The organism is Peribacillus sp. NPDC056705 (assembly GCF_043656335.1).
In genome coordinates this window covers 164,940-186,545 of the sequence record NZ_JBHTYI010000002.1, presented here as the reverse complement: position 1 = coordinate 186,545, position 21,606 = coordinate 164,940, and the positions used below count along the sequence as shown (strand labels likewise).

The 21,606-nt window shown below is 41.6% G+C and carries 21 protein-coding genes and 1 pseudogene; 6 read left to right on the top strand and 16 right to left on the bottom strand.

Features of this window, described 5'->3' with window-relative positions; translation table 11 throughout:
- Positions 1–354 precede the first annotated feature (354 nt).
- Complete coding sequence (locus ACFRAK_RS03320; RefSeq protein WP_394571295.1) at positions 355–1,476, top strand: alanine dehydrogenase; 1,122 nt, start codon at positions 355–357, stop codon at positions 1,474–1,476.
- Positions 1,477–1,823: 347 nt separating this feature from the next.
- Positions 1,824–3,164, top strand: coding sequence for an APC family permease (locus ACFRAK_RS03315; protein ID WP_387602175.1), 1,341 nt, complete (start codon positions 1,824–1,826; stop codon positions 3,162–3,164).
- A 257-nt stretch (positions 3,165–3,421) separates the two neighbouring features.
- On the opposite strand, the gene phnX is transcribed toward ACFRAK_RS03315, so the two are convergent.
- Genes phnX through ACFRAK_RS03290 form a run of 5 tightly spaced genes read right to left on the bottom strand, consistent with a single transcriptional unit; the run spans position 3,422 to position 8,721 of the window.
- Positions 3,422–4,237 carry a phosphonoacetaldehyde hydrolase gene (gene phnX / locus ACFRAK_RS03310; RefSeq protein WP_387602172.1) on the bottom strand — a complete coding sequence of 272 codons (816 nt, stop codon included), beginning with the start codon at positions 4,235–4,237 and terminating at the stop codon, positions 3,422–3,424.
- Complete coding sequence (phnW, locus tag ACFRAK_RS03305; protein WP_394571294.1) at positions 4,234–5,328, bottom strand: 2-aminoethylphosphonate--pyruvate transaminase; 1,095 nt, start codon at positions 5,326–5,328, stop codon at positions 4,234–4,236. Before phnW ends, phnX begins: the two co-directional genes overlap by 4 nt.
- A gap of 25 nt (positions 5,329–5,353) precedes the next feature.
- The gene (locus ACFRAK_RS03300) at positions 5,354–6,346 is read right to left on the bottom strand and encodes an extracellular solute-binding protein (RefSeq protein ID WP_394571293.1); all 993 of its coding nucleotides are present in this window, start codon (positions 6,344–6,346) and stop codon (positions 5,354–5,356) included.
- 13 nt (positions 6,347–6,359) lie between these two features.
- A complete protein-coding gene (locus tag ACFRAK_RS03295) occupies positions 6,360–7,976 on the bottom strand; it encodes an ABC transporter permease subunit (RefSeq protein WP_394571292.1) in 1,617 nt (538 codons plus the stop codon).
- Complete coding sequence (locus ACFRAK_RS03290; RefSeq protein WP_387602160.1) at positions 7,969–8,721, bottom strand: ABC transporter ATP-binding protein; 753 nt, start codon at positions 8,719–8,721, stop codon at positions 7,969–7,971. The genes ACFRAK_RS03295 and ACFRAK_RS03290 overlap by 8 nt, the downstream gene beginning before the upstream one ends.
- A gap of 226 nt (positions 8,722–8,947) precedes the next feature.
- Here ACFRAK_RS03290 and ACFRAK_RS03285 point away from each other — a divergent pair, with 226 nt between their 5' ends.
- Positions 8,948–9,706, top strand: a complete 759-nt coding sequence (locus ACFRAK_RS03285; protein ID WP_387602620.1) for a DeoR/GlpR family DNA-binding transcription regulator — start codon at positions 8,948–8,950, stop codon at positions 9,704–9,706.
- Positions 9,707–10,293: 587 nt separating this feature from the next.
- On the opposite strand, the gene ACFRAK_RS03280 is transcribed toward ACFRAK_RS03285, so the two are convergent.
- From ACFRAK_RS03280 to ACFRAK_RS03265, 4 genes and pseudogenes are all read right to left on the bottom strand, one after another.
- Positions 10,294–10,770 carry a methylated-DNA--[protein]-cysteine S-methyltransferase gene (locus ACFRAK_RS03280; protein ID WP_387602157.1) on the bottom strand — a complete coding sequence of 159 codons (477 nt, stop codon included), beginning with the start codon at positions 10,768–10,770 and terminating at the stop codon, positions 10,294–10,296.
- 69 nt (positions 10,771–10,839) lie between these two features.
- Positions 10,840–11,394 (bottom strand): bifunctional transcriptional activator/DNA repair enzyme AdaA, encoded by a 555-nt coding sequence (locus ACFRAK_RS03275; protein WP_394571291.1) that lies wholly within the window; start codon positions 11,392–11,394, stop codon positions 10,840–10,842.
- Positions 11,395–11,417: 23 nt separating this feature from the next.
- A pseudogene (locus ACFRAK_RS03270) lies at positions 11,418–12,188 on the bottom strand (isocitrate lyase/PEP mutase family protein).
- Between the two features lie 161 nt (positions 12,189–12,349).
- Positions 12,350–12,700 carry a hypothetical protein gene (locus tag ACFRAK_RS03265; protein ID WP_192206148.1) on the bottom strand — a complete coding sequence of 117 codons (351 nt, stop codon included), beginning with the start codon at positions 12,698–12,700 and terminating at the stop codon, positions 12,350–12,352.
- A gap of 539 nt (positions 12,701–13,239) precedes the next feature.
- Here ACFRAK_RS03265 and ACFRAK_RS03260 point away from each other — a divergent pair.
- The gene (locus tag ACFRAK_RS03260; RefSeq protein WP_034309346.1) at positions 13,240–13,461 is read left to right on the top strand and encodes a DeoR family transcriptional regulator; all 222 of its coding nucleotides are present in this window, start codon (positions 13,240–13,242) and stop codon (positions 13,459–13,461) included.
- An 87-nt stretch (positions 13,462–13,548) separates the two neighbouring features.
- Here the strand turns inward: ACFRAK_RS03260 and ACFRAK_RS03255 are convergent, their stop codons facing one another.
- Positions 13,549–14,271, bottom strand: a complete 723-nt coding sequence (locus ACFRAK_RS03255; RefSeq protein WP_387706047.1) for a pseudouridine synthase — start codon at positions 14,269–14,271, stop codon at positions 13,549–13,551.
- Positions 14,272–14,394: 123 nt separating this feature from the next.
- Entirely contained in the window at positions 14,395–15,996 is a 1,602-nt protein-coding gene (locus tag ACFRAK_RS03250) for a putative polysaccharide biosynthesis protein (RefSeq protein WP_192206149.1), read from the bottom strand.
- A 205-nt stretch (positions 15,997–16,201) separates the two neighbouring features.
- Between ACFRAK_RS03250 and ACFRAK_RS03245 the strand changes: the two genes are divergently transcribed.
- Positions 16,202–17,467 carry a BaiN/RdsA family NAD(P)/FAD-dependent oxidoreductase gene (locus ACFRAK_RS03245; RefSeq protein ID WP_394571290.1) on the top strand — a complete coding sequence of 422 codons (1,266 nt, stop codon included), beginning with the start codon at positions 16,202–16,204 and terminating at the stop codon, positions 17,465–17,467.
- A gap of 116 nt (positions 17,468–17,583) precedes the next feature.
- On the opposite strand, the gene ACFRAK_RS03240 is transcribed toward ACFRAK_RS03245, so the two are convergent.
- From ACFRAK_RS03240 to ACFRAK_RS03230, 3 genes are all read right to left on the bottom strand, one after another.
- Positions 17,584–17,898 (bottom strand): MGMT family protein, encoded by a 315-nt coding sequence (locus ACFRAK_RS03240; RefSeq protein ID WP_387706042.1) that lies wholly within the window; start codon positions 17,896–17,898, stop codon positions 17,584–17,586.
- A 14-nt stretch (positions 17,899–17,912) separates the two neighbouring features.
- Entirely contained in the window at positions 17,913–18,473 is a 561-nt protein-coding gene (locus ACFRAK_RS03235) for an MEDS domain-containing protein (RefSeq protein ID WP_387602138.1), read from the bottom strand.
- Between the two features lie 235 nt (positions 18,474–18,708).
- Entirely contained in the window at positions 18,709–18,879 is a 171-nt protein-coding gene (locus ACFRAK_RS03230; RefSeq protein ID WP_260285513.1) for a hypothetical protein, read from the bottom strand.
- A gap of 147 nt (positions 18,880–19,026) precedes the next feature.
- Between ACFRAK_RS03230 and ACFRAK_RS03225 the strand changes: the two genes are divergently transcribed.
- Positions 19,027–19,956 (top strand): SDR family oxidoreductase, encoded by a 930-nt coding sequence (locus ACFRAK_RS03225; protein ID WP_394571289.1) that lies wholly within the window; start codon positions 19,027–19,029, stop codon positions 19,954–19,956.
- A gap of 107 nt (positions 19,957–20,063) precedes the next feature.
- Here the strand turns inward: ACFRAK_RS03225 and ACFRAK_RS03220 are convergent, their stop codons facing one another.
- Both ACFRAK_RS03220 and ACFRAK_RS03215 read right to left on the bottom strand, forming a co-directional pair.
- Positions 20,064–20,249 carry a sporulation protein Cse60 gene (locus ACFRAK_RS03220; protein ID WP_048682016.1) on the bottom strand — a complete coding sequence of 62 codons (186 nt, stop codon included), beginning with the start codon at positions 20,247–20,249 and terminating at the stop codon, positions 20,064–20,066.
- Positions 20,250–20,312: 63 nt separating this feature from the next.
- Positions 20,313–21,395 (bottom strand): tartrate dehydrogenase, encoded by a 1,083-nt coding sequence (locus ACFRAK_RS03215; RefSeq protein ID WP_394571288.1) that lies wholly within the window; start codon positions 21,393–21,395, stop codon positions 20,313–20,315.
- Positions 21,396–21,606 lie beyond the last annotated feature (211 nt).

The window sequence follows — 21,606 nt, the reverse complement described above, 5'->3', positions numbered from 1 at the left end:
CCCCATCCCTGTTTACCCCCAAGTAATGCGTTCTGTTACGTGCTTTGATGAAATACCTTAATCAACCTGCAAATCTTTCATGATGGTATCCATTTACGCCATTTTTCATTAGTTATATGTGGGCATGAACGATGGATTACTAAAACTTAAAACGACCAAAACATTAGATAAACACTGGAAAAATTACCGCTTTTTCGCCAATGCTTATTCATAAAAGATCAAAATGACCAAAAGTGCTTGGTTAAAAAAAAACTAATATAAATTTAACCTCGTGTCTAATGAAAGGGTTGTCATTACCCTGTAAGATTTTAGAATGTTCAATAAATTAAATACGATTAAAAAGGAGAATGAACAATGATAGTAGGAGTTCCTAAAGAATTAAAAACTGCAGAGACCAGAGTGGGATTAAATCCAACATGGGTAAAAAAATTAACAGCTTACGGTCATGAAGTACTAATACAGAGCATGGCAGGGGAAGCTAGTGGTTTTTGTGACGAGAAATATGTTTTGGCTGGAGCAAAAATAGTAAACACGATTGACGAAATTTATGAGAAGGCAGAATTTGTTGTTAAAGTGAAGGAACTTCAACCCTATGAATACGGCCTTCTAAAAGAAGACCAAATGATAATGGCATGGTTTCATTTGGCGGAAGATGTAAATCATGAAATGACACGGGCATTACTAGATAAAAAAGCAATTTCATTATCAATGGAATTAATCGTTTTACCTGATGGGACAAGACCTACGATTAAACCAATGAGTGAAATTGCAGGAACATTAGCAATGCTTGAAGCAGTCAAATATGCTCAATATGGTTATGGTGGAAAAGGAATACTTCTCCGGAAACTGGCCGGTTTACCGTCGAGCAATGTACTCATACTTGGTGGTGGCAATGCTGGACTCAATACTGCGCAAGTTGCTGTGGGTCTTGGATTGAACGTAACAATCATGGAAGCATCAATGAAACGCATTGATTATTTGAACAATCAGTTGCCACAGGTGGACATTTTGTGTTGGGATAAAGATATGATGTTCGAAGAACTTATTCAAAGTGATGTTTTAATTAATACAATTTATCCGATGCCAGGGGTAACCGCGCCTCTCATTACACGAGAGATGGTCAGTAAGATGAAACCTAATTCCATTATTATTGATATTGCAGGAACGGGTATAATTGAAACCTCACGTTATACGACTTTAGAGGATCCAGTTTACTACGAACAAGAAGTCCTACATTACTGTGTCCCGAATATGCCGGCTCTATGTCCACAAACCTCGACAAACATGATGTTGATGACAACCGGTCCATATATTATGAACATTGCGAATAATGGTTTGAAAGAGGTTGTAGAAAATGATGTAATAGTAAGAAATTGTATCAGCACTTTGAACGGTGAAATTGTTCATCACGAAGTTGGGATCAATCATAACATGCCTTATACAGATATAAAAACAGAGTTACTATTGTCAAAATAAAAAAGCCTCCTTAGAGTTATCTCATATTCTACTTTTTATTTCTATTGATTAGAAATCAGTATACACGTTATTGAACAAGTCGCTACTAAAGAAATTCCAGGAGTCAGTAAAGATGCCAGCGAGAAGATTTTTGCAGGAATTATCTTTGTTATTCTGCAGAAGGAATTCCTTACGAGGAATGGGGAAATAAGACAACAAATTCATGGATCATTCAAAGTAGGCACCCTAGCATCTTTTCTGACTTTTTTATGATTTCTAGAAACCCACGTATAAAAGAAGCCTTGGAAGTAATATTGACCCTATTTCTTACAAAAGGTTAAGTCAGGTAAAAGAGGAGATTATTTTACATGTCAAATTTAAGGAAAACGGATAGAACACTGACACTCATTCCAGTTGTATTATTTGGTTTTTCATTTATGGGGTTAACTACAGCTTTTACTACGTATGGTATTGCGGCCAATATTTCCCACGGCACTGTTCCAGGGGCAATGATAGTTGCTCTAGTGGTAATGATGTTTACTGCTTACAGTTATGGGAAAATGGCAATTGCGTTTCCATCTTCCGGTTCTGCCTATGTTTATACGCAAAAATCGCTCAATCCCTCTGTTGGATTTCTTGTCGGATGGGTGATCTTAATGGATTATTTATTTATGCCAATGGTGAATTATTTAGTATTTGGCATCTTTTTCTCAGCTGCCTTTCCTACAATTCCAAGTTACATCTGGATTGCAGGTATGCTGATTCTAGTCACTTTTATTAATATTAAAGGATTGAAGATTGCCACAAATGTAAACGCATTCATAACGATTTTTGCTTTTCTTTTTATCCTTATCTTTATAGGTTTTTCTATTAAGGAAATTTTTATGGGAGAAAACACGGCAACTCTTTTATCTCTTGAGCCATTCTATAATTCGAAAGAACCCTTTTCTTATACAATAGCTGGGGCAGCATTATTATGCTTTTGTTTCCTTGGGTTTGAATCAGTTACAGCGTTTGCGGAAGAAACAGTGAACCCTAAGAAAACAATTCCCCGAGCTGTTATTTTAATTACTCTTGGTGGTGGTTTAATCTTTACAAGTGTTTCATATTTCTCGTATCTTGTATGGCCAGAGTATAACACATTCAATAATCCTGATTCGGCTGCCTACGAAATTATTAAACTTGTTGGTGGAAAGGCGATGTACTCCATATATCTTGCGCTTTACGCATTAGCTGTATTGGGTAGTGCCATGTCGTCCCAGGCAAGTGCATCACGAGTCCTCTATACGATGGGGCGAGACGGACAGTTTCCTGAAAAGTTCTTTGGCACCCTGCATCCGAGATATAGAACACCCGTAAATAATATACTGATCATTAGTTTTGTCTCTTTGCTTGCTTTATTTTTAAGTTTAGATCTTGTAGCATCATTTATTAATTTCGGGGCGTTTCTTGCGTACACTTGTGTTAATATTTCCGTAATTGCCCATTATTATATTAGAAATAGAGAACGTTCGGTAAAAGGAACCGTCTTATATTTATTTGTTCCTATTATAGGAGCTGCTCTTGATATTTTACTGCTTGTGAATCTTGATGCTCACTCAAAAGTACTTGGAGTAAGTTGGTTAATAATAGGCATCATTTATTTACTCGTACTGACAAATGGACTTAAAAAACAGCCGCCAGAATTAAAAATCGAAGAAATGGTGTAGATTTAAAATAAAGTTACGATGTTTATAAAAAAGATGAAAAACGATTTAGACACAACTATTGTCGGTATAAGACCTACAGATCATTATTGGATTAATCTATCGAATGGTTATCTAACGAAAAGATTGATGTCGTAAGTCTTTCCTCACCTTGTAAATGAAATAAAAAGAATCAAGATAACACTCAGTCCAAAAGTGAAAAAGTGCAGCATCTTTCCTACTCTAGGATGAAAGATGCTGCACTTTTCTGGCACTGACTGTTAGCTTGAACGTGGCCTTTTCCCTTCTGTTATAAGAAGGTTGATCCGATCTATGAGTTCAGGCAGTTCCTCGATCGTTTTGATGGTGAAGTCTGCTCCGTTTTGCATAAAGGTGTTTGCCGTTTTAGAGATGAGGTTTTGTTTATCTCGTTCTGGTAAACTAGTATACTCATTCAAACTCAATCCCATCTCGGAGCTTCCGACAATGATTCCGACCGACCATACCCCAGCATTGACTCCCTCTTGCATATCGGAAACGGTATCTCCTACCTTCACTACCTTCCATGATGCGGTTAACTTCAATTCTTCCATATTCCGATATATCATGTATGGAAAAGGCCTTCCAATCGAGTGGGTTGCATCCGGGGTGACATGGAAATCCGGCCGATACCCTTTCTTCAAAGCATTTGGTACGACGACCTCCATCATTGTATCCGTATAACCCGTTGTCGACCCAATCTTCAGGCCACGATTTCTTAACGCTTCCACTGTCTCGATAACCCCTGGAATGGGATCTGTATAATCTGCCAATGACATCATCAGTGCCGGTTCGAATTCAGCATATAGTTTTTTAACGTCTTCCTCATTGAATGGCCTTCCGTATTGTTCTTCCCATAACGAAGATATCCTTGGCATGTTCAGCATCGCACGAATATGGTCGATTTTCAGCATGCCCATCGGCGCTCTGGCTTCTTCCATCGTCACGTCCAGTCCAGCATTCTTAAATATATCCACAAAAACATTCACTGGTGCAAAACATCCAAAATCCACAGCTGTTCCAGCCCAATCCAAAATGATTCCCTCTACCTTATTCATACTGTCACCACTTTCATATATTTTTCTACGATCCTGCCAAGTTCCTCGATATCTTCTTCATGGATTTCACCAATATTGCCGATTCGGAATGTATCTATGTCAGTCAGCTTTCCGGGGTATATTACGTAACCCCTCTCTTTGATGAAATTGTAGAAGTCCCCAAAATCAAAGGTTTCATCAGGAAAAAGGAAGGTTGTAATGATGGGCGATTGTTTATCAGGTGAGATATACGCATGAATGCCCAATTTACCCATCAGCTCCCTCAGCCTATCATTATTATTTTTATAGCGGGCGAATCTGGCTGGAATGCCGCCTTCTTCCGTTAATTCTTCCAACGCTTTAGCAAACGCGGCCACTACATGTGTCGGAGATGTGAATCGCCATTTCCCATCCTTGTCCATCTCTTTCCACTGATCATATAAATCCAGGGACAAACTGCGGGCATTGCCTTCACATGCCAACAATTTATCAAGCTTCGCAATGACGAAACCAAAACCAGGGATTCCTTGAATGCATTTATTTGCACTGCTGATCAAATAATCAATTCCGAGTTCAGGTACATTCATGTCCACTCCGCCAAAGCTGCTCATCGCATCAATGATCAAGGTTTTCCCTTGTTCCTTTGATATCTTCGAAACCATTTCTATCGGATTTAAAATCCCTGTCGTCGTTTCACAATGAACCATTGCAATATGTGTGATATCACTATCATCCAGTAAAATGTTCCGGATTTCAGTCTCCTTTGGAAATTCATTGTACTCAACGCCATATTCCACATGATTCAGTCCGATGCACTCGGCCATTTTCACAATCCTTTTTCCATATGCGCCATTCGTTATAATCAGCACTTTATCGGATTTTGAAAGCGCAGTCGTCAGCACAGATTCCACAACAAACGATCCGCTTCCCTGCATAAGTACAGCCGAATATTCCCCGTTTGCAGCATATGCCAATTCAAGAAGCTGGGCTCTGATTTTTTGCGTGATTTCTTTATAATCATTTTCCCATGTACAGCGGTCAATAAGCATTTCCTGTTTCACCGTACTAGTAGTGGTCAGCGGTCCAGGCGTTAAAAGTTTATATGTATTCATTTTCCTTCACTCCTCACTGTATTTATCATTGTGCTGATTTAAAGAACTCTTGATGCTGTTTTAATAATTCGACCGTTAGTGGCTGCTTGAATTTCTTAGGATGGGCCGGTTTGTTCTTTTCCGTCACCTTTTCACCTTCATAAAGTGCGACCGGGTAATGTTTCAACAGTTCATCTCTTGCATCTTTACTGATCGTTTCTGCCATTTTCATCGCTAAGTTGGTTTTAGCTTCATTATTTTTATTCACGACAGCTACGGATTCCGTGTAGGAGAAATTCCCCTCAATCGGATCGACAAACATGATCGGTAAGCCCGACTCTTTAGCCATCACAGCCTGGTAGCGTAAACCAAAACCGGCAGCAACTTCCCCTGCTTGCACTTTATTGATTGGACCTGAACCTGAGCTTTCAAGATGCGGACCGCTATTTGCTATTAGGTCATGGAGAACCTTTTTCCCTTCTGCGTCACCGTATTGACTGATAATTGCTTGAACTAACAGCCACCCAGTTGAAGAGTCCAGGATGTTAGGAATTGAAACGAGCCCTTTATATTCCGGCTTTGTTAAGTCCTTAATCGTGGTCGGCATCGGCAGGCCTTTTTGTTTGAGAACTTCCGTATTCACAAAAACGGAACCGGTATTTGCTAAAATTGGCGTATAATAGGATGGGTGTTGTTCCAATGCCTTTGTACTGAATGACAGGTCCTTAAACATGGAGTGCTGTTCTTGTGCACTATCGATGAAATAGGAACTCATCGTCACGACATCAGCCTCGATTTCAGCGCCTTCTGCCAGCAGTTTCCCTCCTAATTCAGATGTGCCTAATGATTGAAGGACATATTTCCCTTCGTATCCGGCATCTTTCAGGGAAGTCTCCATTGCTGAAGTGGCTTCTTCATCACCATTCGTATAAATGACCACCTTTTCCTCATCCGCTTTGCCGCTGTTACGGCCCACCAATACAAATACCAAACCTAAAGCTACTAGAGACAGTAAGGCTATCTTCATCGTTTTAAACATAATATCCCCCTCATTAATGTTTGAATTGTCGTTTTTGATAATGATCACAAAGCAGCTTCACGAGTAGATTTGTAAAAAAGATAAGTAAAGACAGGATGAATATTTCATTGAATTTGGCAAAATGCTGAAGCTCCTTAATTTTACTGGCCACCAATGTGGTTTGGGCGGTGACCAAAAAGATGATTCCGCTGATCGTCACCATACTATTGATGAAATAGTAGCTGAACATCTCGATGACAGTGGATGCCGAGTTAGGCAGGATGACTCGATAGATTGTCCTGATCCAGCTGTCCCCCAATAGATTCCCGGTGGTTTCCCAGGCAGGGTTCATTTTGGATAAAGAGTTCTTCGCCATTAAATAGGGTGTCGTAAAGAAATGGACCATGTTACATAGAATGATGATGGCAAAGGTCCCCTTCCAGCTGCTGCCGTTGAACAGCAGCAAATAAGATAAACCTAACACCATTCCCGGTACTGTATTCGTCAACATCGAAATGACATCGATTGACGATTTCCCCTTAAGGGGCGTCCGGACGTTCAAAACAGCCGAGCTAAAGGCGATGAACGTTCCCAGTACGGCCGTCATCAAGGCGACGAATAAGGAGTTCCTATAGACTGCCGTTAAATCGCCCGATTGGAATGTGTCGATAAAGTGCTTTAAGGTGAACGAGAGGTCGTAAGGGAAACTAGTTAAAAATGGTGCAATGAACATGACCGCAAATACTGAAAACATCCCTATTAAGACCAGCAGCGAGATACCCCCAAAACATATATCCCTGCCTTTGTGCTGCGTCAATTCGATATCGCTGAACTTATCATAATGAAAGTTCAGTTTTTCGAGATAGTTTAATAGGAAAACACTGAATACTACCGGAATGAGCATGAGAATGGCAATCACTGCACCATTATTGAAATCAGGGATTGAACCTAGCATGACTTGATACAGTTGCGTCGCAACAACGGAGTAAGTACCGCCGACTGAAGCCGGTATCCCAAAATCGGTAAAGCTCAAGATGAAGGAAAGTACAAAAGCTCCACCCAAAGTTCCCGCCAATGGCCGTATGATCGTATTCATGAAACTTCTTATCGTTCCGTCACCCATTAATTTTGAAACGATGATGAACTTTTTATCCATATACTTGAAGGAATTATTAATGAGAAGAAAAGCTGATGGCAATGTATAAATCACATAACCTATCAATAATCCATTAAATCCGTATATATCGAATAGATTCCTTCCAAAAATCTTCGTTATGATCCCTTGATTGCCGAAAGAGTAGATGATCGCAAACCCGAATGTGATTGTCGGCAGCAGCATCGGAATTAGGATCCCTGTTTTAATTACACTTTTTAATGGCCTATAAACCTGTGTGCAATGGATGGAATAGGCCAGGAAAAAGGCTAAAACGGTCGTAATGACGGCTGTAAGACCCGAGACTTTCACGCTGTTTCCAAATGACTTCATCAGCTCTGCATTTGAAAGCACTGTTAGATAATTCGAGAGATTGATTCCATCAGCCGATTCAAAAGAACGGACGAACAATGTGCCAAGCGGCAAGAAAAGAAAAGCGGCAAATAGCAGTAAGATAGGTATATATATGACTCTCATTGCCGGTTTTACATCAGGCATACTTTTCACCGAATAAGTTATAAATATTTTCTCTCTTGATCTCCAGTTGCTTAAGAATGAATTGCTTAACAAAATCATTGGCTGGCTGATTGATGATCTCTTGTGGTGATCCAAATTGAGAAATATTCCCTTGATTAATGATCAAAATTTTATCGGACATCGTCAAAGCCTCTTCCGGGTCATGTGTCACTAAGATTGTCGTCAGCTTATATTCCCGGGCAATGGATTTGATGCGTTCCTTTATCGATTCCTTGATCACACCATCCAAAGCACTCAGTGGCTCATCAAGTAATAGAATCTTCGGTTTCATTACAAGAGTCCTTGCAATCGAAACCCTTTGTTTCTGACCCCCGGATAATTCGCTGATCCTTTTTTTCAAATGCGGTGTCAATTCCAGGAAATCGATGTATTCCTGAAGCTCTTCCTTGGAAACGGATCCCTTCCTGTTCCTCAATCCATAAACGATATTTTCATAGGCGTTTAAATGAGGGAAAAGAGCGTAATCCTGAAAAACGATATTAAATCCCCTGTCTTTCATGGGCACGTTACTCAAATCGGCATCATTGAAAATGATTTTCCCATGATTGATGCCCGTCAAGCCCAAAATTATATGTAATAAAGTAGTTTTGCCGCTTCCACTTGGTCCTAATAGTGAAACGATCTCCCCCGTTTTAATTTCAAGATTTATATTATCCAAAACTGATTTTCCATCGAATTGCTTGCTAATATTTTGTAATTTTAGCAAACCGTTCACCTCCTTTGATACACCCTTAGTATAAAAGCCGTTTGTAAAACGAATTTGAGTTTTTTGTAAATACTCTGTAAATATTGAACACTTCTTTACCAACTCCATACTAACTCTTGACCAACTAGTGATATTTTTATCATCTACTTGTTGAATATATTCATGGTACACAGTACACTTAAAATGAATATCAGAAAGAAAGATATGAAGAAGGCGGGTGAAACTTATGCTTCCTCTTGAAAGGCAAAAGAAGATTATCGAGTTATTAACGATTAGAAAAGTTATGAAGATTGCCGAGCTTACTGAAGAACTGCAAGTTTCCATAGAAACCATCAGAAGGGATATGAACCTTCTTACAAGGCAAGGAAAAATAGAAAAAATCTATGGCGGCGTTAAGCTGGTTCAATCGAAGTTTGGAGAATCGACAATAGATGAACGGATGTTCAGTCAATTAGAAGAAAAGGAAACCATCGCCCAAAAATGCAGTGAGTATATCGACGATGGGGATTGCATTTATATCGATAGTGGTTCGACAACCTATCAAATCGCTAAATATATAAAACAGAAAAAGAAACTGACGGTGATAACCAGTTCGATCCCTGTTGTAAACGAGCTCATCCATAGCGATATTGAGATCTTGATCATAGGCGGGAAAGTCAGGCGAAATGAACAGTCCATTGTTGCATTTGACTACTTATTCAACTTTAGTGAGTTGAATATTTCAAAAGCATTCATTTGCGCGAGTGGCATAACCATTGAAAAAGGCATATCCGACTATAATTTAGAAGAAGCGAATACACGGAAAAAAATCATTGATTTATCTCAAGAAGTATATGTTGCCGCTGATAGCACAAAGTTCGGAAAAGACGTGACCATCGGCATATCGCCACTGGATAAAATCGATTACATCATCACTGACGATCATTTACATAATGATTTCATCTCTTCGTTTAAAGAGACCGACACACAATTGATTCTTTCTTAAAAGAAAGAAAAAACGGGAACTATACAGTCGTATAGTTCCCGTTTTTCAGTTTGTAGACAAAAGGGGTTCAGCGAATGCCCAATGCATTTGGAACGAAGAACGGTTTAACAAATGACGGGGAAATCCATAATAAATGATGTTCAAGGACCAATTGGCCCAAAGCTTCACCTTCATCACAACGTTGATTTCCACTCCAGGCACTCGCTTTCCACGGGCGGTCCGGGAGCCTCCTCGGCGCTTTTGCGCCTGTGGGGTCTCCCCCTGGACTCGCTTTTCCCGCAGGAGTCTCGCGTTTTCCGTTCCAATCAACTGGAATGTTTTTTTAGAAAAAATCTGCAGGTAAACTCACTGGATTGAAGAAATTTGCGACACTCCTGCCGAATAACTGGCTAGCCAAGCCCCCACAGACGCTTGCGTCGAGGAGGCTTGGCAGACAGTCGGCGGAAAGGGAGTGAATTTCTCAAATCAACTGCAACTTGAAATAAAAAAACTGCGTCCTCCATCAATGGAGAGTGAAACTCAAGCTAATTTCATGGCTTTGACTCTGACTGGGTCCTGCCGATTCCCATAAAGTTGAGCCAAGTATCCTACTTTAGATTCCTTTCATGCTGAAGGAGCCATTCCTTTCTCCATAAGCCACCCGCATAACCGGTTAATTTCCCATTTGAACCTATTATCCTATGACAAGGAATCACGATGCTTAACTTATTCCGGCCATTTGCGCTCCCTACTGCCCTTATGGCTTTTTCATTACCGATTGTAACGGCGATGTCTTTATACGAACCCGTGTTAGCATACAGAATTCCTGTTAAGGCATTCCACACGTTTTTTTGGAAGATGGTCCCTTCAAGTAAATAAGGAAATGTAAATTCCCTGCGTTCACCTTTGAAATACTCATCAAGCTGACGAAAGCACTCCACCAAAACCTTGGGCGTTTGATCTTGCATAATATTTATCTTTATATCCCTTTCAGCGAACATTATGGAACAGATGACCTCATTCGTTCCTGATATCTCGATTATTCCAATCGGCGATTCATAATCTAATTTATATAATTTACCCATATAAAGACCTCCTAGATAGAAGGAAGCGGATGCCTGCCTCCCACCCCATTTTTTTCAATTCCCCTTTTCCTACATGTTTCGATATTCACTGGGAGAACAATGTTTCAAACGGCGAAATACCTTATAAAAGTTCGAAGGGCTTTGAAATCCTACTTCAAGGGAAATCTCGAGATTCGTTAGACTTGTGCTTGTTAGAAGAAATGCCGCTTTATCGACTCTTATTTTTTCCAAATAGGAACGGGGAGTTTCTAATGTTTCCTTTTTGAATAGCCGCTCCAGATAATAGGAACTTACACCGACATGGTTGGCAATATCCTTTAACTTCACCTTTTGGTTATACTGATTTACCAGAAAAGCGATGACATCTCTGACAAGTCGCATCTGCGGGGAATCATCAACTTCCGGTTGGCATCTTTTACAAGCACGGAAGCCAGCCTTTTCGACTTCATCGATATCATGATAGAATTTCACATTTATTTTTTTCGGCTTCCTTGACCTGCATGAAGGGCGGCAGTATATTTTTGTAGTCTTTACAGCCGTAAAGAATAATCCGTCATATTTAGGGTCGCAGGCAATGATTTTCTCCCACATTTCTTCAAAGGAAAGATTGATAGCATCAGCCATTATACTCCGCATCCTTTCAGGTTTTAGTTCCCATATAAATGTGAGGTGTCATTTAGCTCTACTATTCGTGCTGTATCTCTTTCTAACAATGCAATGACTTTATCGGATAGGGCATTTCCGAAGCTGAGACGTTTCACGCCTAATTCTTCAAGCTCCTACCATTCGTTAATCCAGGCAAAGATAATACATTAAGGGGGGCACCTATATTCAAAGTGATTTCCTTTATTTCATCATGGTTCGTTAATCCAGGGATGAATATTCCGCTTGCTCCACTCTCCACATACGCTTTTGCCCGCTTTATTGTTTCCTGAAGAGGATTTTCTTTTTGAAAATAAGTATCTGTTCTAGCATTGATGTAAAAATCTTCATACCCATTATTATCCAACGATTCTCTTATTTTTACTAGTAGGCTGCAGTGTTCGGATATATCTCTTAGCCCTTTTTGTTTTTTGAGCGAATCCTCAATATTGATCCCGGCTACACCGACGTCTGCCGTCCTTAACACATTATCGACAATCTTTTCTGCGGTTTCACCATAGCCTGCTTCAATATCCGCAGTGACGGGAATTTTCACATGATCCGCAATAAGCTTAATGATACCTAAATGTCTTTCAAAATCAATCAATTTCGCCATCAGGATGACCAAGGGAGTTGGCAATTCCACTGCTTGTCGTTCCAATTGCCTTGAATCCTGATTTCTCGAGAATCAAGGCCGATAATAGATCCCAGGCATTCCCCAATATCAACAGGTCGTTCGAAAAGTGTAATTCATTGAATTCCTTTATGTTAGTCATACTATTTGCTCCTAAAATTTATTTGTTCTCATTTTAACAATCAATCCGGCTCCAAATCGTCCTCATTCTTGCTCTTATGGTCCATTCATAGCGGGTTCCCATTTAACGGTTCCGAACAAATAAAAAATGCCCTTTCATACCGGGGCATTTTCATGAACCTATTAATTTACGAATAGATATAACTTTCTATGATATTCCACAAATGCCTGTTGATCCTTTTCCGTGAAGTCCATCCATTTTACTTTCTTGCATCTTTCCTCCAATCTCTCATTCAATTCATCTTCTATTTCATTCATGAAACGAATGATTTCCCCGTAGGGCATATTGAAATGACGGGCAGCGAGCCTGGGCGGTGAATGCTTTACAAGCAATCTCATGAATTGATCGACTGTATCCGCCTTCGATGCAAGATAATCTTCTTCGTTCACGATGAATTCATACACTTGTTTTTTGACGCCAGAAAGTCTGGTTACTTCGTCGCGCAATAAAAACTCCATTAATCTTTCGTTCATATGGCTCTACCTCGAATTGGTTTATATTTAAATCCTTTTAGATATGTATGAAAAATCTATACGGCCCGATACCTCATTATGACATCGTAACCGCAAGCCATCAAGCACCTATTCATACACAAAGCGTAATAATTACGATTTATAATCATTTTACGTAAAGTAACCTGTACATGCCATAAAAGTCAACGTTCGTGTTGTGTGACATATCGAATCTCGAAATGCATATTTAACGTCCTGTATTGGCAAAATAAGATCAAGAACAAATGGAACAACTCTTTATTAATTTTGTATATGTATAAAGAATAATTTTGTTAAAATTTGATATAATAAATGTAATATTTAGTCAATTAGTATTTTTCCCTAGAATTTGCTTTTGCAAAGGGGTAGAATGAAGCTAATGACATCTTATTTTTTCTAAATGTTTCCGAGGAGTTATAGGGTGGGTATAGCAAGTACATAGTGACAGCTGAAATGCTGTCCGACATATCGGTTGTTTTCATTTGTTCAAAATAACAATGAAAAGAATAAGGAGTGATTTTTTGAAACCTTCAACAAATCGCATGTTAACCCGTATTAAATCCGTTTATATGTTCATTAGTAATAACGGTACGGTTTCTACTCAAGAGCTTGTAGAAGAATTTGGCATCACTCCTCGAACTGTGCAGCGCGATTTAAATGTCTTAGCATACAATGACCTTGTTCAAAGCCCAAGCCGAGGCCTTTGGACGACAACAAGTAAAAAGGTGAAGATGTCATCGTAAAAAGAACGACCACCCGAACAAGATCGATATGTAAAAAAACTTTGAGGCGGACAATTTTTTGTCCGCCTCATTTTTTATTTCCACATATCATTCAGCCGGTTGGCCCGCCTTTAACTGTTCAAGCTCCTCTGCCGTCAACTCACGGTATTCACCAAGCTCCAGTTCCTCATCAAGCTGTAAACTTCCCATGGATAGACGCTTAAGATAGACGACACGTTTGCCAACGGCCTCAAACATCCGCTTCACCTGATGGAACTTCCCTTCCATGATCGTCAGCTCGATATCGGATGTCAGACCTGATTTTAAAATGTTCAATTCACCTGGCTTCGTTTCGTATCCATCATCCAAGGTCACGCCGTTGCGGAATGCCTCGATATCCCGTTCCGTCACTTCACCATCAATGACCGCAAAATATGTTTTAGGGACATGTTTCTTTGGGGACAGCAGTTGGTGGGCGAGCTTTCCGTCATTCGTGATCAGCAATAAACCTTCTGTGTCCTTATCAAGACGGCCTACAGGAAATGGCTCGAAAACTGAATCTTCCGGCTCCAAGATGTCGATGACCGTTTCTTGGTAGTTGTCCTCCGTTGCCGACAATACGCCTGGCGGTTTATTCATCATTAAATAAATGAATTCCCTGTATTCAACCCGTTCACCATGAACCGTCACGATTTCCCTATCAGGGTCCACTTGTTCCTTCGGGTCCTTGACCAGCCTGTCATTGACCTTGACGGCGCCGGATTTCAGGAGCTTTTTCACTTCTTTCCTGCTGCCATAACCAATATTGGATAAAATCTTATCAATTCTCATCATTTCCTCCTAAAGCCTTTTCCATAAAAAGCCTTGCCCACTTTAATGACAGGCAAGGCCACGATATTTTAATTTGGGGATTCACCATTCAATACCCTTTTTTTTACACATCAAACTTCCAGCTTATAATCCTAACTTAGCTTTTAACCGATCGATCCGGGCACCGAACAAACGGTGGGCAAGTTTGCTTTTCAGGGAAAGCGCCGCATAAATGAGCGCTCCAAGAATTGCACAAACGGCCACGATCAAAATCGCCTGGAATCGCCCTTCCGTTGTAAGCCACAGCGATAATAAACTATTCATGCCCCATGCAGCCAGTCCCATTATCACTGAAAAAACGGAAATCAAAACAGATCGTCTGATGGTAAGGCTGTAACGATATCCAGTAAAGTAGGTAATGACATATAAATTCAGCAGCACAGCAGCCAAATAGCCGAATGCCGTAGCATAAACGGATCCTTCCGTTTCAAACATCTTGATTAACGGGATATTCAAGCTCAATTTGATTAAAAAGCCCAAAAGCAGGCTGAGTACCGTATATTTTTGCTGATTGATCCCTTGTAAAATCGCCGCCGAAACGGAGAAAAGCGCAAACAAGATGGAAACGGGCGCATATGCCTTCAAGACACTGATTCCAAGTGGATCATGGCTGTAAAAGGCACTATAGATCGGATCGGCCAGCACCGACATGCCAACGACCGCCGGAATCGTAATGAACAACAAAATTTGAAAAGCTTGGTTCAGCTGGCGGTTTAACTCTTCTGAATCCTCGCTTACATATGCCTTCGTCACCGAAGGGAGAAGCGCCATTGAAAACCCGGTTGCAAGCGTCATCGGAATCAAGACAAGCTTCTGGGCATATACATTCAACACCCCAAGGGCATCTTCTGCGACATGCTGCAACCCGATGGACGACATCGCCTTATTGAAAGACAATAAGTCCGCAAACTGAAACATTGGCATCGCGATTCCGACGAATATGAAAGGAATCGATGATAGAAATATTTCTTTATAGATTTCCTTCAGGGAAATTTCCATCGTCCCCCGGTCTTTCTTCATCAAGCTGTCCAAATATGGTTTTTGTTTTTTCCAATACCAAAATAACACCACTAAACCGCCGACAGCCCCGACAGTCGCCGCGAAGGTAGCGATTTGGATTGCTCTCACTAACTCTCCATCAAGGACATTCAAAACAACATACACACCGGCCAAAAGGAACACGATGCGGACAATTTGTTCGATTACCTGAGATATGGCCGTTGGCTCCATCGCCTCATGACCTTGAAAGAAGCCGCGGATGATGCTCATGAACGGTACAAAAATCAAGGCGAAGCTGACTGCCCGTATGATCTCCGTGACATCTTTGACATCTTCCTGCCTGACCCCAAAGACCCCAGTGAACATCGGTGCCATCGTATAGAGAATCAAAAAAGCGAGAAAACCGGTGACAAGCATTAATTTCAGGCTCGATTTAAATAACTTCTCACCGACGGCGTACTCCTCGAGCGCATTATACTTCGAAATGAATTTAGAAACAGCAAGCGGCATGCCTGCCGTCGCAAAGCTAATGAAAATGGTATATGGAACGTACCCATATTGATAGAGGGTAGCCCCTTTATTCCCAACCATATGTTCAAATGGGATGACGTAAAATAAACCAAGTACCTTGGAAATGATCGCTCCCAGCGTTAATATAAAAGCCCCTTTTAAAAACTTAGATGACATCTAATCCCTTCCTGCCTCTGTCAGTTACGTTTCACACGCTCTTTATCTTATCATAATAAAGTATTTTTTCTATAGAAAACTACACTCAAGTTTATCGTTTTCGAAGATAATACACAAACAAATAATTCCTTTTTTTCAACATTCGCAATCTGACGGGCTCTTGCTATATAATGAAGGGACTGAAAATGATAAAGTGGTGATCAATTTGAAATATGATGTAGTGGTAATTGGCGGCGGCCCTTCCGGATTGATGGCAGCAATAGCTGCCGGGGAAAAAGGGGCACATGTCCTGTTAGTGGATAAGGGCGAGAGGCTCGGCAGGAAGCTAGCCATCTCGGGCGGCGGACGCTGCAACGTGACGAACAGGCTCTCAATCGATGAAATCATTCAGCATATCCCTGGAAACGGGCGATTTCTATACAGTGCTTTCTCAGAGTTCAATAATGAAGACATTATTCAATTCTTTGAAAAATTGGGCGTGGCCCTAAAAGAAGAGGACCATGGCCGGATGTTCCCCGTCAACGATAAAGCTCAAAGTGTCGTGGATGCCCTTCTGACGCGCCTGTCTAATTTAAAAGTAACGATCTATAAGAACTCTCCAGTAGCGGAAGTTCTCTATGAACATGGAAAAACAAGCGGTGTCCGGTTAAAAGATGGACAGACCATCGATACGGATGCAGTCGTGATTGCAGTCGGCGGGAAATCAGTTCCCCACACCGGTTCGACCGGAGACGGCTACGCATGGGCTAAAAAGGCGGGGCATACGATTACCGAACTGTTCCCAACTGAAGTTCCCGTACTTAGCCAGGAAACATTCATTAAAGATCGAACACTCCAAGGTCTCGCACTTCGCGATGTTTCATTGAGTGTCCTTAACCCAAAGGGCAAGGCCCTGATCACACACCAAATGGATATGCTCTTCACCCATTTTGGCGTCTCCGGCCCAGCTGTTCTAAGATGCAGCCAATTCGTCGTGAAAGCGATGAAAAAATGGAACCTGTCGGAAGTGACAATGAAACTCGATGCCCTGCCGGACCGAAACAAGGAAGAGGTCTTTCAAGGCATTATGAAGGAAATCAAGGCAGAACCGAAAAAAGCCATTAAAAATACTTTAAAAGGTTTAGTTCCTGAACGATACCTTCACTTTCTGCTTGAGCGAAGCGGCATCGACCTTCAAGAACAAGGAGCGACGATATCAAATGAAAAAATCCGCCGCCTTGCAGAACTATGTAAGGACTTCCAATTCGGAGTACACGGCACCCAGCCTCTAGAAAAGGCCTTCGTCACGGGCGGCGGCGTATCCGTCAAAGAAATACACCCAAAAGAAATGGCATCCAAACTGATGGCCGGACTGTATTTCTGCGGTGAAATTCTGGATATACACGGATACACAGGCGGCTATAATATCACATCGGCATTAGTAACCGGAAGACTAGCCGGTATGAATGCTGCCATGCATGCCCGTTCATAATACCTAAAAAGAGGCTGATCCGCTTGGATCAGCCTCTTTTTAATTCGATTTCGTAAGTCCGTTACTTGGGTTTTTTCGTCCGCACCCGCGCCTCCTCTTTTATCTGGCTTTCCCATTTAAAATATTTCTGGATGATAGCGAAAAGCTTCGAGGTCAATGGTATTCCGTTCCGTGACTGTGATGCCTTCACTCTCGAGCATCGCTTTCTGGTGTTCTGCGGCGCCCTCCGCTTTTATGCCGATTTCTCCCTTGGCATTGATTACCCGGTGCCAAGGAAGGTCATGTTTTTTGCTGCTTGAATGAAGGATCCTTACGACCTGCCTTGCACCGCGCGGACTACCGGCGAGCTGTCCGATTTGACCATATGTCATCACTTTACCGGAAGGGATATGTTTAATGATAGTAATTACCCGTTCAGTAAAACTTTCCAAATGGCTCTCCCCTTTTATCCGTTTGCTAACATCGTGATTTTTTCATCGGTTATCAGGACCCCATGATGCTTGATCAAGTTTGTTTTAAGCTCGGCAGGCATTCTGCAGTCATCGTATGCACAAACGGAAATCAATCCACGTTCCTCAATCAGTTTGTCGATTCCTTTTTCATATTCGCCTATCGCTAAGCTGGCTTGATCGTCGTGGCCCCATTCAACATGGCCCCAAGTCCGCACGTACTGATTGCGTTTAGTGTATATATCGATATTTTCCAAGAAATAATTAACCATAGTCGAAGGATGGAAGTCTCCATGAAAACAATAAAAATCAAAATTATTGATAAGATGCACTTGCTCCAATTGCTCCTCGTTTAAATGAAGCTGCAATTTCTTATACACGAAAGGAAAGATACGGTCATTTTCGACGACCAGGATATGGTCTCCCTGTTCAACACCGGCTTTGATGAAAGTTGCCTCATTTTCAATGTAGGCTTCCAATTCATTAAAACAGTATAAAATATGGCTACCATCCGATTGCTGTATATCTTCTAGTAGTTGTAACATTTTATTATCCAAAATGGCACTCTCCTTCAAATACACCATTCCGCACTGTGTATTATGTATAACTTTAACCATTATCTCTGTATTTGTAAAATTCATAGAAGGATATAGTCAGTTTTTCCTAATGTCATCTGTTATGATCGGGAATTTTTGAGTCGAATGGAGGCTGCATTTAGTCCACTTGAAAGACAAAGGCAGCCCAATTCAGCGGACTCCGTTCTTCATCCATTTTCCCTTTCGATGGTAACCTTTAAATCACGGGATAATACGGCACATATCGCGGGTTATAATAATAGGGCGGTCTTGGTCCGATAAGCGGCAATTCGAAGGTATTTGGGTTGGAATCATATAACAACTCCACTTTTTCATCCGATTGTTCGACCAATAACATCTTTACTTCTTCGCTATAATAATAGGGCATATCGAGGCCTCCAAAAACTTTTTTCTACCCTTCAGCATATTCGCGCTGCACGGCAACGAGCCCGTCCCCATACATGTTCTTCATGCACGGCATATACCTGATCATCATAAAGTATCCGGACTAAATTCTTTTTTAGGAGCGCCCCTCATGGCAGAAGATAAGAAAAAGAAATCATCCGGTGAAAGCTATCCCATGCATCCGAATTATGGAAAGATCACCCGTTATCAATACGTTCCCATCACGGTTCCTGAGCAACGCCAATTCCGCCAGCCAGGTGTAGAAAAATTAATGGTGCCCTGGCCCATCATCGAAAATCCCAATTACAGGGGCAGCGGGAAACTAACCGGAAAGGTCGCATTGATAACTGGCGGAGACAGTGGGATTGGCGCTGTGGCTGCCATCGCTTTTGCTAAAGAAGGGGCAGATGTTTCCATCGCTTATCTGGATGAACATGAGGATGCCAATCGGACTAAAACGAGAATTGAAGAGCTTGGACAACGTTGCTTACTGGTGCCTGGTGACTTAAGGGATAAGCAGCAATGCATCCATATCGTGGAAGACACCATCGAAACATTTGGAAAGCTCGATATTCTCTGTAACCACGTGGGTATTCAATTTCAGCAATTAAGCTTGCTTGATATTACGGATGAGCAATTCGATGATACCTTTAAAGTCAATATCTATTCCCATTTCTACACGACCCGTGCTGCCCTTCCCCATTTAAAAGCTGGGTCCTCCATCATTAATACATCTTCTGTCGTGACGTTTAATGGGAATAAGCAATTAATTGATTACACGGCGACTAAAGGGGCCAATATCGGTTTCACACGTGCCTTGGCAAACAGTCTTGTCGATCAAGGCATCCGGGTGAACGCCGTTGCGCCCGGAAGGTTTTGGACACCGCTTATCCCGGCAAGTTTCTCGGCAGACGAAGTGACACAAGTCGATAACCCGATGGAACGTCAAGGACAGCCATTTGAACTGGCTCCCACCTTTGTCTATCTCGCTTCTGATGATTCCCGTTTTGTGACAGGACATACACTTCATGTTAACGGCGGGGAAGTGACATCGTCGTAATTTCCCACATCGAATATACTCCCCCGACACGAAAAAAGACTACCTTGAATTGCCCGCCTTGCAGCAATAGGTAGTCTGATTTGAATGATGGAGTTGCCGGCCGGCCTTTATTTTTTCTTATAGATGATCATCGCACTGAAACAGTAAATCTGTTCCTCTTCCTCCTCACCTGTAGTGGCGACATTATATTTGATATCGACGATTTGATTATCGCGAATGTCTTCAAGGAAAAAGTTCATTTCGTCCTCTAGATCCTTTTCATGCTCATAATCAAATAATTTGACTTGTATCATCGGCTCTCCCGCCCTTTTACTATAATGATAGTTATTGTGCAGGATGCCCATTTTTCATGATGTTTATACTTGATTTGTTTGTAACGCGGATAATACGGCAACAACTTCATCCCCGACTTCTTCTGTAGAAGCTGCCCCGCCCATATCAGGAGTCAGCGCCTTTTTATCGACCATCACCCGTTCGATCACGTCCAAAATTTTCGCACCCCAAATCTCATGCCCAAAGAAATCAAGAATCTGGCTGGCGGACCATATGGCCGCAAGTGGATTCGCGATGCCTTGATGTGCTATATCCGGGGCTGAACCATGAATCGGTTCGAACATCGAGGGATAAATCCGTTCCGGGTTTAAATTGGCACCAGCCGCCAGTCCCATCCCGCCGGCAATGGCAGCACCTAAATCCGTGATGATGTCACCGAATAAATTGGAGGTGACGACGATTTGAAAGCGTTCGGGCTGTTTGACAAAATACATGCTTGCCGCGTCGACCAGATAGGAATTCGTTTCTACTTCCGGATACTCCTGTCCAATTTCTTCAAAAACCTGATCCCAAAAAACCATTGAATAATTCAATGCGTTCGCCTTGCTTATGCTCGTTAGCGTCCTGCCCGTCTTACGCGCCAGTTCATACGCATAACGGATGATCCTCTCCGTTCCTTTTCGGGAAAAGACACCCGTCTGCAGTACCACTTCTTCCGGCTTGCCTCTAAAAAGCCAATCACCGGCGCCTGAATATTCCCCTTCACTGTTTTCACGGATGACAACCATATCGATTTGGTCACGAGTCACGTCTTTTAATGGACAGGGTGCACCTTGAAGCAATTTAACTGGTCGGACATTCACATATTGGTCAAATCCCTTTCTGATTTTCAGCAGAAGTTCACGTAAGGAAATATGATCCGGGACACCAGGATAACCTACAGCCCCAAGATACACGGCGTCAAACTTCATCAGTTGATCCAGTCCGTCGTCGGGCAGCATTTTGCCGTGCTCCAGGTAATATTCACAGCCCCATGGAAAATAGGTGAACTCGAAAGAAAAATCCCCGGCAATTTCAGCCACTTCCTTAAGTACCTTTACCCCCTCATTAATTACCTCAGGGCCAATCCCATCACCCGCAATAACCGCTATTTTATGAACATTCATTCTTCCACTCTCCTTTTTCTATATTTTCTGATTTCAGCACCCTATTTTAACATATCATTTTTGCATTCCCGTCAAGGGGTGTATACAGAAAAAAAGAGTCCTTTCATGATGAAAGGGCTCTTTTTTTCACGCTTTCAAATATGCGCGTCTTTCCGCATATTCACGGCATTGTGAACAAACCATGATCTTTTTTCTCTCTTCATTCAAATAA

What these genes read in the sequence shown, in the direction of transcription:
- ACFRAK_RS03300 (WP_394571293.1), bottom strand. Translation starts at nt 6,346, where the DNA reads ATGTTTAAAACGATGAAGATAGCCTTACTGTCTCTAGTAGCTTTAGGT.
- ACFRAK_RS03320 (WP_394571295.1), top strand. Translation starts at nt 355, where the DNA reads ATGATAGTAGGAGTTCCTAAAGAATTAAAAACTGCAGAGACCAGAGTG.
- phnW (WP_394571294.1), bottom strand. Translation starts at nt 5,328, where the DNA reads ATGAATACATATAAACTTTTAACGCCTGGACCGCTGACCACTACTAGT.
- ACFRAK_RS03230 (WP_260285513.1), bottom strand. Translation starts at nt 18,879, where the DNA reads ATGCCCTATTATTATAGCGAAGAAGTAAAGATGTTATTGGTCGAACAA.
- ACFRAK_RS03280 (WP_387602157.1), bottom strand. Translation starts at nt 10,770, where the DNA reads ATGGGTAAATTATATAAATTAGATTATGAATCGCCGATTGGAATAATC.
- ACFRAK_RS03215 (WP_394571288.1), bottom strand. Translation starts at nt 21,395, where the DNA reads ATGAATGTTCATAAAATAGCGGTTATTGCGGGTGATGGGATTGGCCCT.
- ACFRAK_RS03250 (WP_192206149.1), bottom strand. Translation starts at nt 15,996, where the DNA reads ATGTCATCTAAGTTTTTAAAAGGGGCTTTTATATTAACGCTGGGAGCG.
- ACFRAK_RS03225 (WP_394571289.1), top strand. Translation starts at nt 19,027, where the DNA reads ATGGCAGAAGATAAGAAAAAGAAATCATCCGGTGAAAGCTATCCCATG.
- phnX (WP_387602172.1), bottom strand. Translation starts at nt 4,237, where the DNA reads ATGAATAAGGTAGAGGGAATCATTTTGGATTGGGCTGGAACAGCTGTG.
- ACFRAK_RS03295 (WP_394571292.1), bottom strand. Translation starts at nt 7,976, where the DNA reads ATGCCTGATGTAAAACCGGCAATGAGAGTCATATATATACCTATCTTA.
- ACFRAK_RS03255 (WP_387706047.1), bottom strand. Translation starts at nt 14,271, where the DNA reads ATGAGAATTGATAAGATTTTATCCAATATTGGTTATGGCAGCAGGAAA.
- ACFRAK_RS03285 (WP_387602620.1), top strand. Translation starts at nt 8,948, where the DNA reads ATGCTTCCTCTTGAAAGGCAAAAGAAGATTATCGAGTTATTAACGATT.
- ACFRAK_RS03275 (WP_394571291.1), bottom strand. Translation starts at nt 11,394, where the DNA reads ATGGCTGATGCTATCAATCTTTCCTTTGAAGAAATGTGGGAGAAAATC.
- ACFRAK_RS03315 (WP_387602175.1), top strand. Translation starts at nt 1,824, where the DNA reads ATGTCAAATTTAAGGAAAACGGATAGAACACTGACACTCATTCCAGTT.
- ACFRAK_RS03220 (WP_048682016.1), bottom strand. Translation starts at nt 20,249, where the DNA reads ATGATACAAGTCAAATTATTTGATTATGAGCATGAAAAGGATCTAGAG.
- ACFRAK_RS03265 (WP_192206148.1), bottom strand. Translation starts at nt 12,700, where the DNA reads ATGAACGAAAGATTAATGGAGTTTTTATTGCGCGACGAAGTAACCAGA.